Here is a 13895-nt window from a genome sequence, read left to right as displayed (position 1 = left end):
GGTGCCCGAGCAAATTCGCAGGCGAATTTGCTCGGGCACGCTTGTCATTACTTTGCGCGTGAAGCGACGATGGCTTCGGCCACGTTGCGAGGGGCTTCAGCGTAATGCTTGAATTCCATCGTGTAGGTAGCGCGACCTTGCGACATTGAACGCAGGGTCGTGGAATAGCCGAACATTTCGGACAATGGCACTTCGGCTTTGATGGCTTTACCGCCACCGACCATGTCGTCCATGCCCTGGACCATGCCGCGGCGTGAGGACAAATCGCCCATCACGTTACCGGCGTAGTCTTCGGGTGTCTCCACTTCCACAGCCATCATGGGCTCCAGAATGACCGGTTGAGCTTTGCGGCAACCTTCTTTGAAACCAAAGATGGCGGCCATCTTGAAGGCCATTTCGTTCGAGTCCACATCGTGGTATGAACCGAAGTGCAGCGTGACTTTGACGTCCACCACAGGGTAGCCCGCCAACACACCTTGGCCCAAAGCTTCGATCACGCCTTTTTCAACCGCAGGGATGTATTCGCGAGGAACCACACCGCCCTTGATGGCGTCAACGAATTCAAAGCCCTTGCCAGGTTCCTGAGGCTCCACCTTCAGAACCACGTGGCCGTACTGGCCCTTACCACCGGACTGACGCACGAACTTGCCTTCGGCTTCGTCCACGGTCTTGCGGATGGTTTCGCGGTAAGCCACTTGCGGCTTGCCCACGTTGGCTTCCACACCGAATTCGCGTTTCATGCGGTCCACGATGATTTCCAGGTGCAATTCGCCCTGACCACCAATGATGGTTTGGCCCGATTCTTCGTCGGTTTGCACGCGGAAAGATGGATCTTCAGCAGCCAGGCGGGACAAAGCGATGCCCATTTTTTCCTGGTCGGCTTTGGTCTTGGGCTCAACGGCTTGGCGGATCACCGAGTCCGGGAACACCATGCGCTCGAGTGTGATCACCGCATTGGGATCGCACAGAGTTTCACCCGTGGTCACGTCTTTCAAGCCCACGCAAGCAGCAATGTCGCCGGCACGGATTTCGTCGACTTCTTCACGGTTGTTGGCATGCATTTGAACGATACGGCCAATGCGCTCTTTCTTGCCGCGCACCGAGTTAAACACGGTGTCGCCCTTTTTCAGCACGCCGGAGTAGACACGCACGAAGGTCAACTGACCCACGAACGGATCGGTCATCAATTTGAAAGCCAGTGCCGAGAACTTTTCGTTGTCGTCGGCCTTGCGGGTGATTTCCACTTCGTCTTCGTCAAAGCCCTTGATGGCTTTCACGTCCAAAGGAGAAGGCATCAACTCGAGAACCGCATCCAGCATGCGTTGAACGCCTTTGTTCTTGAAGGCTGTTCCGCACAACATCGGCTGGATTTCGCTGTTGATGGTGCGAACGCGCAAGCCCTGCGTGATTTCTTCTTCGGTCAAGTCACCTTCTTCGAGGTACTTGTTCATCAGTTCTTCAGAGGCCTCAGCAGCCGCTTCGACCATCTTCTCGCGCCACTCTTTGGCCACTTCAACCAAGTCGGCTGGAATCTCCTCGAAAGTGAACTTCATGCCCTGGGAAGCTTCGTCCCAAATGATGGCTTTCATCTTGCGCAGATCGACCACACCGGTGAAGTTTTCTTCAGCGCCAATCGGGATGACGATTGGAACTGGGTTGGCCTTGAGGCGCAACTTCATTTGTTCCACGACTTTGAAGAAGTTGGCACCGGTACGGTCCATCTTGTTCACAAAAGCCAAACGTGGCACTTTGTATTTGTTCGCCTGACGCCAAACGGTTTCAGACTGAGGTTGCACGCCGCCCACAGCGCAGTACACCATGCAAGCGCCATCCAGCACGCGCATGGAACGCTCCACTTCAATCGTGAAGTCCACGTGGCCGGGGGTGTCGATGATGTTGATGCGGTGGTCTTCGAAAGAGCCGTCCATGCCCTTCCAGAAGCAGGTGGTGGCAGCCGAGGTGATCGTGATGCCACGCTCTTGCTCTTGCTCCATCCAGTCCATGGTGGCTGCGCCATCATGGACTTCACCAATTTTGTGGTTCACGCCCGTATAAAAAAGAATACGTTCGGTCGTGGTGGTCTTGCCAGCGTCAATGTGCGCCGAAATACCAATGTTGCGATAACGCTCGATGGGGGTGATGCGAGCCATATGTTTCTCCGATGATGATGTACTAAAGCCCGCCACCCCTTTTGGGGCCAGCGGGCTGGCTTCTGACAGTGTGGGGCTTGTTTATGAAGCCCCTGTGAATCAGAAGCGGAAGTGCGAGAACGCCTTGTTGGCTTCGGCCATGCGGTGAACTTCGTCACGCTTTTTCATGGCTCCACCACGGCCTTCGTTGGCCTCGAGCAGTTCGTTGGCCAAACGCAGGGCCATCGACTTCTCACCGCGCTTGCGTGCGGCTTCTTTGATCCAGCGCATCGACAAGGCCAAACGACGAACAGGGCGCACTTCAACAGGCACCTGGTAGTTCGCACCACCCACGCGGCGGGATTTGACTTCCACCATGGGCTTGACGTTGTTGATGGCGATGGAGAACAGCTCGACGGGGTCTTTGCCTGTTTTCTTTTCCATGTTTTCGAGGGCACCGTAAATGATGCGCTCGGCCACAGCTTTTTTGCCGCCTTCCATGATCACGTTCATGAACTTGGACAACTCGACATTGCCGAACTTGGGATCCGGCAGGATTTCACGTTTAGGGACTTCGCGACGACGTGGCATATTTCACCTCATATTGCTTCAGTTGGTATCTTTTCAGACACCGCGAGCGTTATTCAAAACAGCTCACTTACTCGACCCACCTGGACAATTCCGGGCTTCGGGTCACTTCGCTGGATCACCGCGCCACGCGGGAAACAGCACCGAAAAATCTCAACCCCAAAGGGTTTACTTGGCTTTTGGCTTCTTCGCGCCGTACTTGGAGCGAGACTGCTTGCGGTCTTTCACGCCTTGCAGGTCCAAAGAACCGCGGACGATGTGGTAACGCACACCGGGCAAGTCTTTGACACGACCACCGCGCACCAGAACCACGGAGTGTTCCTGCAGGTTGTGGCCTTCACCGCCGATGTAAGAGATGACCTCAAAACCGTTGGTCAAGCGCACTTTGGCAACTTTACGCAGAGCGGAGTTAGGCTTTTTAGGCGTAGTGGTGTACACACGTGTGCAGACACCCCGACGCTGTGGAGAGTTTTGCATCGCAGGGCTTTTGGACTTGATCGTTTCGACCTCGCGCCCCTGACGCACCAATTGATTGATGGTTGGCATTGTTTGTAACGTCCCTAAACGTTTGAAAAGACAAAAGAAACTTCTCCGCCCCAAAAGCGGAAAAGCCCGCCAGTATAACCGCCTGGCGGGCTGGTGGCAAGTTATCCACAATTTGGCCCGCGGGGCAGGCGCGCGCTCACTTGATCCACAGGCGCACGGCGTCCCACGCCCGACCCCAAATGCCCGCTTGCTCGACCGCCTCCAAGACCACCAGGGGGACTTCGAACAAGAACTGGTCACCACGCAACACCTGCAGCGTGCCCACAGACTGGCCTTTGATGAAGGGTGCCACCAGCGGATCCGGACGGGCCACCTGGGTTTTGATCTGGGCAATCGTGCCCGCGGGCACCGCCACCACCAGTGGCTGGAAAGAACCCAGCTTCAAGACCGGTGACTTGCCCTTCCACAAGGCCGGACTCACCACGACCTGGCCGGCCTCAAAGAGTTTGACCGCATCAAAAGCGGTGTAACCCCAATTGAGAAGCTTCTGGCTTTCGTTGGCGCGCGCATTTTCGGTGTCCGCCCCCAAAACGACCGATAAAAGGCGGCGAGACCCTACATTGGCGAAGTCCCGTTTGGCCGTGGCCACCAGGCCATAGCCCGCCGCGTTGGTGTGCCCTGTTTTCAGGCCATCCACCGAAGGGTCCCGGAACAACAGCAGGTTGCGGTTGCTGTCGTTGGCCGCAGGAGTGCCTTCGTATCGGTACTTTTTGATGGCGTAATAAGGGACAAATTCCGGAAAATCCCGCATCAGGCGGGTGGCTAAGATGCCCAGGTCCCGGGCTGTGGTGCTGTGTCCCGCCTCCATCAGCCCCTCCGGATTGCGGTAGGTGGAGTTCTTCATGCCCAAGACTTTGGCCTGGTCGTTCATGAGTTGAACAAAGCGCTCCACACTGCCGCCCACCCCTTCGGCCAGGGCCACGGTGGCATCGTTGCCCGACTGGACCACCATGCCCTTGATCAGGTCTTCGACCGGAACCCGCATTTTGGGGTCGATGAACATGCGCGAGCCCGGCATTTTCCAGGCCCGCTCGGAGACCGGCAGAGTTTGCTTGAGGTCAATTTTGCGGGACTTCAGGGCATCGAACACCAAATACGCCGTCATCAATTTGGTCAAAGAGGCCGGCTCCACCGCCATGTCCGGGTCTTTGGCCGCCAGCACCTGATTGGCCGTGACATCGATCAGCAAATAAGCTTTGGCCGCCACCTCGGGGGGCTGCGGCATTTGTGCCTGAGCGCACAGGGTCAGGACCGCCAAAAACGCCAAGGCCAATGTTTTCAATGAAGTTGTCATGCGGGTCTTTACCGTCTGGAAGCGCTCTGCTGCGGGGCGCTGGGGTTCAGGCACGCAGGTGCCTGGCGACCAAGGTTTTGAGAAGGGGCAATTGTCCGTGAAAGAAATGCTCGACCCCGGGAATGACCGTGACTGGCAAGGATTGGGGTCTGGCCCAATCCATCACACTGGCCAAAGAAACCGTATCGTCTTGCTCCCCGTGCAGCACCAAGGTTTGCTCGTGCAGCTCGGGCGCAACCGGAGCCACCTCAAAGCGCGAAGCGGCTGTGCCGACCAAGACCAGCTTGTCGAGGCCGCGCACGGGGGCCAATGTCCGGGCGACATGGCTGGTCACAAAGGCCCCAAAGGAAAAACCGGCCAGCGCCAATGGGCCTGAGGATGCCACTTGGTCGATCACCGCCTGCATGTCCGCCGCTTCGCCGCGCCCCTCATCGTAGGCGCCGGCGCTGGCCCCCACGCCCCGAAAATTGAAGCGCACGGCCTGCCAGCCACACTGCACAAAGGCGCGGGCCAGGGTCTGCACCACCTTGTTTTGCATGGTCCCGCCAAACAAAGGGTGGGGGTGTGCGATGACTGCGGTTCCCTGGATGTCCCCTTGCACAGGGGCATCGCACAAGGCTTCGATGGGCCCAGCCTGGCCTTGCAGGATCAAGGATTGCGTCGCTGAGTTCATCAGCGCCCCAGGTGCTCAGGTGTGCGCAGTCGCTCAACGACCTGGCCGTTTTTCAAATGCGACTCGACAATTTCATCGATGTCGGCTTTGTCCACATAGCTGTACCAAACGCCTTCCGGATAAACAACGGCCACCGGCCCACCCGAGCAACGGTCAAGGCAACCCGCTTTGTTGACGCGGACCTCTCCGGGCCCCGCCAAACCCAGCGATTTGACCTGGGCTTTGCAATGGTCAAAGGCCTCTTGCGCACCCTGCTTGGCGCAGCAGGCCTCGTTGTTTTTGCGCTCATTCAGGCAAAAAAAGATGTGGCGCTTGAAATAGGGGCTGGGGTTTTCAATGGTCATGCCTGAATTTTAGGTCCGGACCTGATCACGCATCTTTCGCAAGGCCGGGCGAGGACAGGCGATGGATCAAATACACCAGCAAGGCATAAGGCCACAACCACCCCAGCCACTGGCTCAGGCCATGAAAGCGGATGAAGCGCCCCTGCTCCCAGGTTTGCAGCGTCAGGGCAAAGTAGGCATCGGCCGAAGCATTGTTGAGCAAGCTCAGTTGCCACACCAAGGCCGCCAGCGCCAGCACCCAACACACCCGAGCCGCACAGAACGACAGGCCCAACCCGGCGGCAAGCGCCAAGGCCAAGCCGGTCCACACCTCGGAGCTGACCCAACCCCAGGCGTGGGCCGGGCCATAAGTGAGCGCGGCCGACAAAGCGCTGGCCGCGAACCCCGCGCCGACCAACAGCGCCGCCACCACCATGCGCTGCACCCACAGGCGCAACACCCCGAAAGCCAGCAAACAGGGCAGCAGCAAGCCGATGGCCACGCACAAGATTTCGCTCACGGGCAACAAGGGTTGCAGTTCTACCTCGCGCAACGGCAACCATTCCAGCAACAGGGAGTCTTCCAGAAGATGGGCCAAAGCGGCCTCAGCCCGCTCCAGCACCTGCCCCAAACCAAACGTCACCGGCGCTGGAAACAGCAAGGCCAGAGGCCACACCGCCAACAAAGCCATGGCACCACTGGCATCGGGCACGAACCAACGGTCACGAAAGCGGCTCCAGCGGTCGAGCATGCCCACCCGCTCCAAAGCGCTGGCCATGGCTGCCCCAGCGAAAGCGCCACAGATGTTCAATGCAGCATCCACATTGGAAGGAACCCGCACAGGCAAGAACATCTGCAGGGACTCCATCGTCAGGGACAACACCGCTGCCGTCAGGGTGGTCAAGGCCACAGCGGGCCAACGGTCGCGGGTCCGATGCAAGGCCAAGGCCATCAAAAACCCAAAGGGCGCATAGCCGGCCACGTTGGAGCCGACATCAAAACCTGTCCAGTAGCGCGGCAAAGGGGCTGTCAAAAAGGCCCAAGGGGCAATGCCTTGAATACGCCAACTGTCAAAAGGATAGAGGCTGGCATAGACGATCAGGACCGCATAGATCCATACCAGGGGCCAAGCGGCCGTTGTGCGCAGTGGGGTGGCGCGCATGTTCGCCACTTAAAACGGCTTGACCACCACCAAAATGACGGCCGCCACCATCATCAACACCGGCGCCTCATTGAACCAGCGAAACCAGACGTGGCTGCGCTGCATCTGACCGCTCTCGAATTTGCGCAGCAAAACACCACAGCTGTGGTGGTAGCCGAGCAAGGCCAACACAATCAGCAGCTTGGCATGCATCCAGCCCTGCCCCGAACCGAGGCCAATGCCGTGATACAGCCAAAGCCACAACCCCAAAGCCAGGGCCGGGATGGCCAAAATGGTCATGAAGCGGTAGAGCTTGCGCGACATCAACAGCAAACGCGCCCGTTCCGCGACCGAGCCAGGCTCGACCATTGCCAGATTGACGAAAATCCGCGGCAGGTAGAACAGACCCGCAAACCAGCTGGCAATGAAAACGATGTGGAGGGCTTTGATCCAGAGCATGGCTCAAGTGTAGTCAGTGATGGCGGGGTCTGCCCCTTGTCTTGCGCAGGCAAAAAAAACCCCCGGCCTGAGGCCGAGGGCAGGAAGCCCCTTGGCGTTACCGCGTCAGGGCCCCGCTCAGGGAGGAAAAGCGGGAGGCAGCAAGCTGCCCGGAGTGCAATTTAGCAAATAACAAAACCAATAACAAGCACATGTTTTGCATTTATGTGCTTTTTGGTATTTGATACAACAGGGCCGCCTTGCGGACCCGGACTGCCGCCTGAGCGACTGCGCGCACCCCGCAAATTTTGGCATCTGCGGGGACTTCAGGCACAATTTTCAGCATGAACCCAGTCGCCCCCTTCCCCGCCAACCGCCCACGCCGCTTGCGCCGTGACGAATTCACCCGCAATTTGGTGCGCGAAAACCGCGTCACACCGCACGACCTGATCTACCCGGTCTTTGTGCTGGACGGGCAAAACCAGCGCCAGCAAGTGGGCTCGATGCCCGGCGTGGAGCGTCTGAGCCTGGACCTGCTGCTGCCGGTGGCCGAAGACTGCGTGAAGCTCGGCATCCCGGTCATGGCGCTGTTCCCGGTGATCGACGCCAGCCTGAAAGACCCGACCGGCAGCGAAGCCATGAACCCCAACGGCCTGGTGCCGCGTGTGGTGCGTGAGCTGAAAAAACGCTTCCCCGAACTGGGCGTGATGACCGATGTGGCACTGGACCCTTTCACCAGCCACGGCCAAGACGGCCTGCTCGACGAGACCGGCTACATCCTGAACGACGAAACCACCGCCGTGCTGGTCCAGCAGGCTCTGACCCAGGCCGAAGCCGGCGTGGACATGGTGGCGCCCAGCGACATGATGGACGGACGCATCGGGGCGATCCGCCAAGCGCTGGAGGCGCGTGGCCTGATCCACACCCGCATCATGGCCTACAGCGCCAAATACGCCAGCGCCTTTTATGGCCCCTTCCGCGACGCGGTCGGCTCGGCCGGCAACCTGGGCAAGAGCAACAAAAAGGTCTACCAGATGGACCCGGGCAACAGCGACGAAGCCCTGCGCGAAGTCGCCATGGACCTGGCCGAAGGCGCCGACATGGTGATGGTCAAGCCCGGCATGCCGTATCTGGACATCGTGCGCCGCGTCAAAGACGAGTTCAAGGTACCCACTTTCGCCTACCAGGTGTCGGGGGAATACGCCATGCTCAAGGCAGCGGCGCAAAACGGCTGGCTGGACCATGATTTGGTGATGATGGAGAGCCTGCTGGCCTTCAAACGGGCCGGCGCCGATGGCGTGCTGACTTACTTTGCCCGCGACGCCGCCCGCTGGATCGCGGCCCATTGAAAAACGGCCACAGCCCTTCAGAAGTGCCCGGGTTGCGGGTGTTTGCCATTCAGGGCAGCCAGGTGCAGGCTTGGCCTGTGCAGGGCTCAGTCACCCCCCTGCCTGAGGTTTTGCCCGAGCAAGGCTTTGTTTGGTTGGCTTTTTCGAGCTCGCATTTCGAGCGCCATTTGCCCGCCATCCAGGCTTGCCTGCACCAGCTGACAGGCCAGGGCCTGGTGGACCTGCATGTCTCGGACTTGCTCAACGCCCAACTGCCCTCGCGCTACGACTTCACCTCGCACTACGACCTGCTGGTGTTTCGCCGATTGGCGCAGCAAACAGGCACTGCGGCCCGGCACAGCCCAACCCAAGCCGCACACGCCCAGGGCAAACGGCCCGGACCCCCCATTTTGCAGCGCATCGACACCAGCCCGGTGGGTTTTGCGGTGTTTGAGAGGGTGCTGCTGAGCGTTCACCCCGACGACTGCGCCGTGCGCGAAGCCTACGCCAGCCGCCTGTTGAACGCGACGGGCGACAAGGCCTTGGCGCACGACCCCCGCTCGGCCGGTGCGCGGGGCATCCCCTTGAGCCCCGCCGACATGATGCTGCGCATTGTCAGCCAGATGGTGGACGCCTACCTGGACTTGCGCCGTGAACTGAGCCGCCAACTCGACCACTGGCAGGCCGAGCTGATCCACCCCGGTGCACGTTTTCGCCGCTGGGACGCCCTGCTTCAAGCGCGATTGGCCCTGCACCAACTCGAAGACCTGTGCGACGACCAGCACACCGCCATGCTCAACTGGAACGAAACCCTGGACGACTGGGTGGTCAGCGAAGACCCAGGGGCACTGCGCGAGCACGAGTTGCTGAGGGTGCGCTGCCGCGATGTGCTGGAACACATTGACCGGGTCGTGCACCACGTGCGCCGCCTGGAGCACAACACCGAAACCGCGGTGCAAATGCACTTCAATGCCCAAGGCAACCGCACCAACGACATCATGCGCACCCTGACGGCGCTGACCGCGATCTTTTTGCCACTGAACCTGATCGCGGCGGTGTTCGGCATGAACTTTGAATTCATGCCCTGGCTGCACACCGCCAGCGCCTTTTGGTGGACGCTGGGCGGCATGGCGGCCATTGCCATCACCTTGGGCTTGGTGTTCTGGCGCAAGCGCTACTTGGCGCGGACAGGCGATTGATCGGCCAGATCAGCCCATGTGCTGTTTGAAAAAGGCCAACGTACGCTCCCGCGCCAGCTGGGCCGAAGGCGCATGCCAAGAACCACGCTGGTCGCAGTTGAAGCCGTGATGCGCCGCATAGGTGTGGACGGCCACTTCGGGGTGAGCCTTTTGGAATGCGACCACCGTGTCCAACGCAATCCACTTGTCCTCCTCGGCAAAGTGCGCCAGAACAGGCACGCGAGGCTGACGGGCGGCTTCCACCTCTGTGGTCATACCCCCACCGTAATACGGCACTGCCGCGCTCAGGCCGGACAAGGTGCAGGCCGCACGCCAGGTCAGCAAGCCGCCCCAGCAATAACCCACGATGCCCACTTTCTTGCCGCCTGAGGCCTGCGCCGCATGGTCAATGGCGGCCTGAATGTCCTGCATCACACCCGGCGCGGGCAAGGCCTCGACCGCTGTTTTGTAGCCAAAGCCTTCGCCCATGTCCGCATCGGTGTACCCCAGCGTCACCCATGGTTTGACGCGGTGAAAGGCGGCCGGAGCCACCGCCAGGTAACCCTCGGCGGCATAGCCGTCGGCCACAGCGCGGATGTGGCTGTTGACGCCAAAAATCTCCTGAATCACCACCACAGCCCCCTTGGGTATGCCTGCAGGTCGAGCCTCGTAGGCGGGCACTGCTGTGCCGTCTGCGCTGTGCAGTTCCATCATCGTTCCCATGTGTTTGCCTTTCAGTGACAACTGCGTTCAACGGGCCAGCGCACGCTCGACAAAGTCAAGACGGTCCTGGCCCCAGAAAATCTCGCCATCGACCACATAGCTCGGTGCGCCAAACACCCCCGCATCGATGGCCGACTGGGTGTGGCTTTCGTAGCGCTCTTGCACCCCCTGGGTGCGCGAAGCCGCCATCCACTGGCCCGGCAGGCCCTGCTCGCTCAGCAACTCGGCCAGCACCGTGTCGTCGGCCATGTTGCGCTCTTGCGCCCAGCAAGCCGCCAAAATCGCGCCCGCAATTTTCATGGCGGCCTGCTGGCCTTGTGCCAGATCGGCGGCGATGATCAGCCGGGCCGCATCGTCGCCGCCCACGGGGAAATACTTGGGCTTGAGGTTCAAGGGCACATTCAAGTGCTGGCTGAATCGCTGCATCTCCACCAAACGGTAGGCTTGGCGCTGCGGCGCACGCTGCCCCAAGGGCAAGCCGCCCGAAATCGGGAACACCTTACCGCCCAGGTCAATGGGCATGACGCGCACCGTGGCACCGGTGCGCTGCACGATGTCGGCCAGGCGCTGGTGGCCCAAATATGCCCAGGGGCTTTGCGGGGCGAAGTAATAGTCCACTGTGCGACCCATGCTGTCTCCTTGTGTGTTGTGTAATCTTTGAAGCCACGGTTTTAACCGCAAGCAGCTATTTTTGCAGGAGACACGCGATGAACAAGGTCTTGTTGGTGACCGGCGGCAGCCGGGGCATCGGGGCGGCCACCGCCTTGTTGGCGGCTCAAAACGGCTGGTCCGTGGCGGTGAATTACACCGCCAATTCGCTGGCCGCCGACGAAGTGGTGCGCCAGATCCGCGCCTCGGGCGGGCAAGCCATGTCGGTGCAGGCCGATGTGGCGCAGGAGGACCAGGTGCTGCGCATGTTCGAGCACATTGACGCCAAATTCGGACGCCTGACCGGCTTGGTCAACAACGCCGGCGTGGTCGATGTGACCGCCCGTGTGGACGAGATGAGCGTGGTCCGATGGAAACGCATGTTTGACATCAACGTGATCGGCAGCATGATCTGCGCCCGCGAGGCCGTGCGCCGCATGAGCCACAAACACGGCGGCGAAGGTGGCAGCATCGTCAATGTGTCGAGTGCGGCATCGCGCCTGGGTTCACCAGGCCAGTATGTGGACTACGCCACCGCCAAAGGCGCGATCGATGCTTTCACCATCGGTCTGGCCAAGGAGGTCGCCGCCGAAGGCATCCGCGTCAACGCTGTGCGCCCCGGCCTCATCGAAACCGAGATCCATGCATCAGGCGGCTTGCCCGACCGCGTCAAAACGCTGCAGCACCTGGTGCCCGTGGGGCGCGGCGGCACGGCCCAAGAAGTGGCCGAGGGCATTGTGTGGCTGCTGTCGGACAACGCCAGCTACACCACCATGAGCTTTCTGGACATTTCGGGAGGCCGCTGATGGCCGAGATCAAGTACCACTGGGAAGACATGGCCACCGGCCAGGTGCGCGACCTGGGCACCATCACGCCCACCCGCGAAGAGATCATTGCTTTTGCCACCCAGTTTGACCCGCAGCCCTTTCACCTGGACGACGAAGCGGCCAAGGACTCGGTCTTTGGCGCCCTGTCGGCCAGCGGCTGGCACACCTGCGCCATGGCCATGCGGCTGATGGTGACCAACTTCCTGCACGAAACCTCGAGCCTGGGCTCACCGGGTCTGGAAGGCATCAAATGGCTCAAGCCGGTGTACCCGGGCGACACCTTGCGCCTGCAAAGCACGGTGCTCGAGACCAAGCCCATGGGCAAACGCCCGGATGTGGGCATGACGCGCAACCTGTGGGAGATGTTCAACCAGCATGGCGACAAAGTGCTGCACATGGAAGGCTGGGGCATGTTCCGCCGCCGCACGCCCGCAGCCATAGAACCGAGCTGAAGCGGCGCACAATCGGGCGATGGACTTCAAACCACTCATCACCCTGCTGGCCATCGTCAACCCGCTGGCCATCGTGCCCTTCTTCATCCACTACACCCAGGGCTTCAGCCCAGCCCAACGCCAAAAAACGATTTGGGTGTCGTCTTTTTCTGCCTTTGTGGTGATCGCGGCCAGCGCCTTGCTGGGCCTGCAAATTCTCGAATTTTTCGGCATCTCCCTGGCCAGCTTCCAGGTCGGCGGCGGCATGCTGCTGCTCACCTCGGCCCTGTCGATGCTCAACGCCCAACCCGCCGAGGCACGGGCCAATGCCGACGAAGTGCACGACGCCGAAGCCAAAGCGGCGGTGGGGGCCAGCATCGCCGTTGTGCCGCTGACCATCCCGCTGCTGACCGGCCCAGCCACCATGTCCACCGTGGTGATTTATGCCGAAAAAGCCAAGAACTTCGCCCAACTGGGCACCTTGGTCGGCTACGGCGTGGTCATCGCCCTGGCCACGGCCTTGTGCTTTTCACTGGCCACGCCGATTGCGCGGATTTTGGGCAAAACCGGCATCAACGTCATGACCCGGCTGATGGGCCTGATCCTGGCGGCGCTCGCGGTCGAAGTGATGGCCGACGGGCTGCACAAACTGTTTCCGGTTCTGGCCGGACGCTGACCCTCAAGCAAAACCGGGCGCCAAACCCTTCTTCAAATGCGCGACCAGCGCCGCCACGGCGCGGGGCACATGCGGTGCGTAAGGGCGGATGGCGTAGATGGTTTCGGCAAATGCCCCCACAGGCTGCCAGTCGGGCAAGACGCGGACCAGATGCCCTTGGCGCAACTCGGCCTGGGCACTGAAGTCGGGCATGAGGGCGATGCCCGCGCCCGTCAAGGCCGCTTCGCGCAGGGCTTCGCTGTTGTTGGCGGCGAAGTTGCCGGTCACCGGCACAGTGACCCGCTCACGGATTTCTGAAGCGCCACCAACGCCCCCTCGCGGCTCGAAGGTCCACGCCGGGGTGTCTTGCGAGCGGGGGTAATGCAGGCAGTTGTGGGCTTGCAACTCGGCAGGGCTTTGCGGCTCGCCATGCTGGCGCAGATATGCGCGGGTGGCCACCAGCACCGATTGGGTGGGGCACAGCACCCAAGCCACATGGGTGTCGGGTGGGCGGGCCGTGTGGCGAATGGCCAGGTCATAGCCTTCGGTGGCCAAGGCGCTCAAGCGGTCGGACAGGTCCAACTCGATGCGCACATCCGGAAAGTCTTGCAAGAAAGCGGCGATCAACGGCACCAGTTGCTGGCGGGCCAGTGCCACAGGGGCGGTCACGCGCAATAAGCCGCTGGGCTGCTCGGCCAGGTCACGCACCTGGGCGAAGCTCTGCGCGATCTGCTCGAACGCGGTACGGGTTTCGTCCACCAGCTTTTGGCCCGCCTCGGTCAGGCGCAGGCTGCGGGTGGTGCGCTGCACCAAGGTGACTTTGGCGGCACGCTCCAGCTCGGCGATGCGCTGGCTCATGGCGGCCTTGCTCACCCCCAGCCGGGCAGCGGCGGCCGTGTAACTGCCTTGCTGCGCCAGCACGCTCAGCCAGTGCAGGTGGGTCCAGAGGGCGTTGATTTTTTGCTCTTCCATG

The 13895-nt window shown here is 60.9% G+C and carries 16 protein-coding genes; 5 read left to right on the top strand and 11 right to left on the bottom strand.

All coding sequences use genetic code 11. The annotated features are described in order from the left end of the window. Positions 1–47 precede the first annotated feature (47 nt). The 8 genes from fusA to LHAB_RS05110 all read right to left on the bottom strand — a co-directional run bounded on the left by fusA (position 48) and on the right by LHAB_RS05110 (position 7153). Entirely contained in the window at positions 48–2150 is a 2103-nt protein-coding gene (gene fusA / locus LHAB_RS05145) for an elongation factor G (protein ID WP_090044291.1), read from the bottom strand. A 99-nt stretch (positions 2151–2249) separates the two neighbouring features. Continuing rightward, positions 2250–2720 carry a 30S ribosomal protein S7 gene (gene rpsG, locus LHAB_RS05140; RefSeq protein WP_019426275.1) on the bottom strand — a complete coding sequence of 157 codons (471 nt, stop codon included), beginning with the start codon at positions 2718–2720 and terminating at the stop codon, positions 2250–2252. A 165-nt stretch (positions 2721–2885) separates the two neighbouring features. Beyond that, entirely contained in the window at positions 2886–3263 is a 378-nt protein-coding gene (gene rpsL / locus LHAB_RS05135; protein WP_011466063.1) for a 30S ribosomal protein S12, read from the bottom strand. A 136-nt stretch (positions 3264–3399) separates the two neighbouring features. Next, complete coding sequence (locus LHAB_RS05130) at positions 3400–4557, bottom strand: D-alanyl-D-alanine carboxypeptidase family protein (RefSeq protein ID WP_090044289.1); 1158 nt, start codon at positions 4555–4557, stop codon at positions 3400–3402. A 46-nt stretch (positions 4558–4603) separates the two neighbouring features. Further along, positions 4604–5230, bottom strand: a complete 627-nt coding sequence (locus tag LHAB_RS05125) for an alpha/beta hydrolase (protein WP_090044286.1) — start codon at positions 5228–5230, stop codon at positions 4604–4606. Next, a complete protein-coding gene (locus tag LHAB_RS05120; RefSeq protein ID WP_090044283.1) occupies positions 5230–5574 on the bottom strand; it encodes a (2Fe-2S) ferredoxin domain-containing protein in 345 nt (114 codons plus the stop codon). Before LHAB_RS05120 ends, LHAB_RS05125 begins: the two co-directional genes overlap by 1 nt. A 25-nt stretch (positions 5575–5599) precedes the next feature. Next, positions 5600–6715 carry a VanZ family protein gene (locus tag LHAB_RS05115; protein WP_090044280.1) on the bottom strand — a complete coding sequence of 372 codons (1116 nt, stop codon included), beginning with the start codon at positions 6713–6715 and terminating at the stop codon, positions 5600–5602. A 9-nt stretch (positions 6716–6724) separates the two neighbouring features. Further along, entirely contained in the window at positions 6725–7153 is a 429-nt protein-coding gene (locus LHAB_RS05110; protein ID WP_090044278.1) for a CopD family protein, read from the bottom strand. A gap of 323 nt (positions 7154–7476) precedes the next feature. Between LHAB_RS05110 and hemB the strand changes: the two genes are divergently transcribed. Both hemB and LHAB_RS05100 read left to right on the top strand, forming a co-directional pair. Next, positions 7477–8481, top strand: coding sequence for a porphobilinogen synthase (gene hemB, locus LHAB_RS05105; RefSeq protein ID WP_090044276.1), 1005 nt, complete (start codon positions 7477–7479; stop codon positions 8479–8481). Positions 8482–8513: 32 nt separating this feature from the next. Further along, positions 8514–9659, top strand: a complete 1146-nt coding sequence (locus LHAB_RS05100) for a magnesium transporter CorA family protein (protein WP_369814126.1) — start codon at positions 8514–8516, stop codon at positions 9657–9659. A gap of 9 nt (positions 9660–9668) precedes the next feature. Here the strand turns inward: LHAB_RS05100 and LHAB_RS05095 are convergent, their stop codons facing one another. Together LHAB_RS05095 and LHAB_RS05090 are read right to left on the bottom strand one after the other, a co-directional pair. After that, on the bottom strand, positions 9669–10361 hold the full coding sequence (locus tag LHAB_RS05095; RefSeq protein WP_090047700.1) for a dienelactone hydrolase family protein: 693 nt from the start codon (positions 10359–10361) through the stop codon (positions 9669–9671). 27 nt (positions 10362–10388) lie between these two features. After that, positions 10389–10991, bottom strand: coding sequence for a 2-hydroxychromene-2-carboxylate isomerase (locus LHAB_RS05090; RefSeq protein ID WP_090044273.1), 603 nt, complete (start codon positions 10989–10991; stop codon positions 10389–10391). A 77-nt stretch (positions 10992–11068) separates the two neighbouring features. Here LHAB_RS05090 and LHAB_RS05085 point away from each other — a divergent pair, with 77 nt between their 5' ends. The 3 genes from LHAB_RS05085 to LHAB_RS05075 are packed head-to-tail and all read left to right on the top strand — an operon-like array spanning position 11069 to position 12943. Beyond that, a complete protein-coding gene (locus tag LHAB_RS05085) occupies positions 11069–11815 on the top strand; it encodes an SDR family oxidoreductase (protein WP_090044270.1) in 747 nt (248 codons plus the stop codon). Continuing rightward, positions 11815–12288, top strand: coding sequence for a MaoC family dehydratase (locus LHAB_RS05080; RefSeq protein WP_090044268.1), 474 nt, complete (start codon positions 11815–11817; stop codon positions 12286–12288). The genes LHAB_RS05085 and LHAB_RS05080 overlap by 1 nt, the downstream gene beginning before the upstream one ends. 19 nt (positions 12289–12307) lie before the next feature. Beyond that, positions 12308–12943: a MarC family protein gene (locus LHAB_RS05075; RefSeq protein ID WP_090044266.1), complete on the top strand. Its 636-nt coding sequence runs from the start codon at positions 12308–12310 to the stop codon at positions 12941–12943. A gap of 3 nt (positions 12944–12946) precedes the next feature. On the opposite strand, the gene LHAB_RS05070 is transcribed toward LHAB_RS05075, so the two are convergent. Beyond that, on the bottom strand, positions 12947–13894 hold the full coding sequence (locus LHAB_RS05070) for a LysR family transcriptional regulator (RefSeq protein WP_090044263.1): 948 nt from the start codon (positions 13892–13894) through the stop codon (positions 12947–12949). Between the last annotated feature and the right edge of the window lies 1 nt (position 13895).

It is taken from the genome of Limnohabitans sp. 2KL-27, assembly GCF_001269345.1.
Classification (GTDB): domain Bacteria; phylum Pseudomonadota; class Gammaproteobacteria; order Burkholderiales; family Burkholderiaceae_C; genus Limnohabitans_A.
This window is presented reverse-complemented; position numbering and strand designations above follow the sequence as displayed.

Coding starts and splice junctions, on each gene's coding strand:
- LHAB_RS05075 (WP_090044266.1), top strand. CDS start 12,308: ATGGACTTCAAACCACTCATCACCCTGCTGGCCATCGTCAACCCGCTG.
- LHAB_RS05090 (WP_090044273.1), bottom strand. CDS start 10,991: ATGGGTCGCACAGTGGACTATTACTTCGCCCCGCAAAGCCCCTGGGCA.
- LHAB_RS05125 (WP_090044286.1), bottom strand. CDS start 5,230: ATGAACTCAGCGACGCAATCCTTGATCCTGCAAGGCCAGGCTGGGCCC.
- LHAB_RS05110 (WP_090044278.1), bottom strand. CDS start 7,153: ATGCTCTGGATCAAAGCCCTCCACATCGTTTTCATTGCCAGCTGGTTT.
- LHAB_RS05085 (WP_090044270.1), top strand. CDS start 11,069: ATGAACAAGGTCTTGTTGGTGACCGGCGGCAGCCGGGGCATCGGGGCG.
- hemB (WP_090044276.1), top strand. CDS start 7,477: ATGAACCCAGTCGCCCCCTTCCCCGCCAACCGCCCACGCCGCTTGCGC.
- rpsG (WP_019426275.1), bottom strand. CDS start 2,720: ATGCCACGTCGTCGCGAAGTCCCTAAACGTGAAATCCTGCCGGATCCC.
- LHAB_RS05070 (WP_090044263.1), bottom strand. CDS start 13,894: ATGGAAGAGCAAAAAATCAACGCCCTCTGGACCCACCTGCACTGGCTG.
- LHAB_RS05130 (WP_090044289.1), bottom strand. CDS start 4,557: ATGACAACTTCATTGAAAACATTGGCCTTGGCGTTTTTGGCGGTCCTG.
- LHAB_RS05120 (WP_090044283.1), bottom strand. CDS start 5,574: ATGACCATTGAAAACCCCAGCCCCTATTTCAAGCGCCACATCTTTTTT.
- LHAB_RS05080 (WP_090044268.1), top strand. CDS start 11,815: ATGGCCGAGATCAAGTACCACTGGGAAGACATGGCCACCGGCCAGGTG.
- LHAB_RS05115 (WP_090044280.1), bottom strand. CDS start 6,715: ATGCGCGCCACCCCACTGCGCACAACGGCCGCTTGGCCCCTGGTATGG.
- rpsL (WP_011466063.1), bottom strand. CDS start 3,263: ATGCCAACCATCAATCAATTGGTGCGTCAGGGGCGCGAGGTCGAAACG.
- LHAB_RS05095 (WP_090047700.1), bottom strand. CDS start 10,361: ATGGGAACGATGATGGAACTGCACAGCGCAGACGGCACAGCAGTGCCC.
- fusA (WP_090044291.1), bottom strand. CDS start 2,150: ATGGCTCGCATCACCCCCATCGAGCGTTATCGCAACATTGGTATTTCG.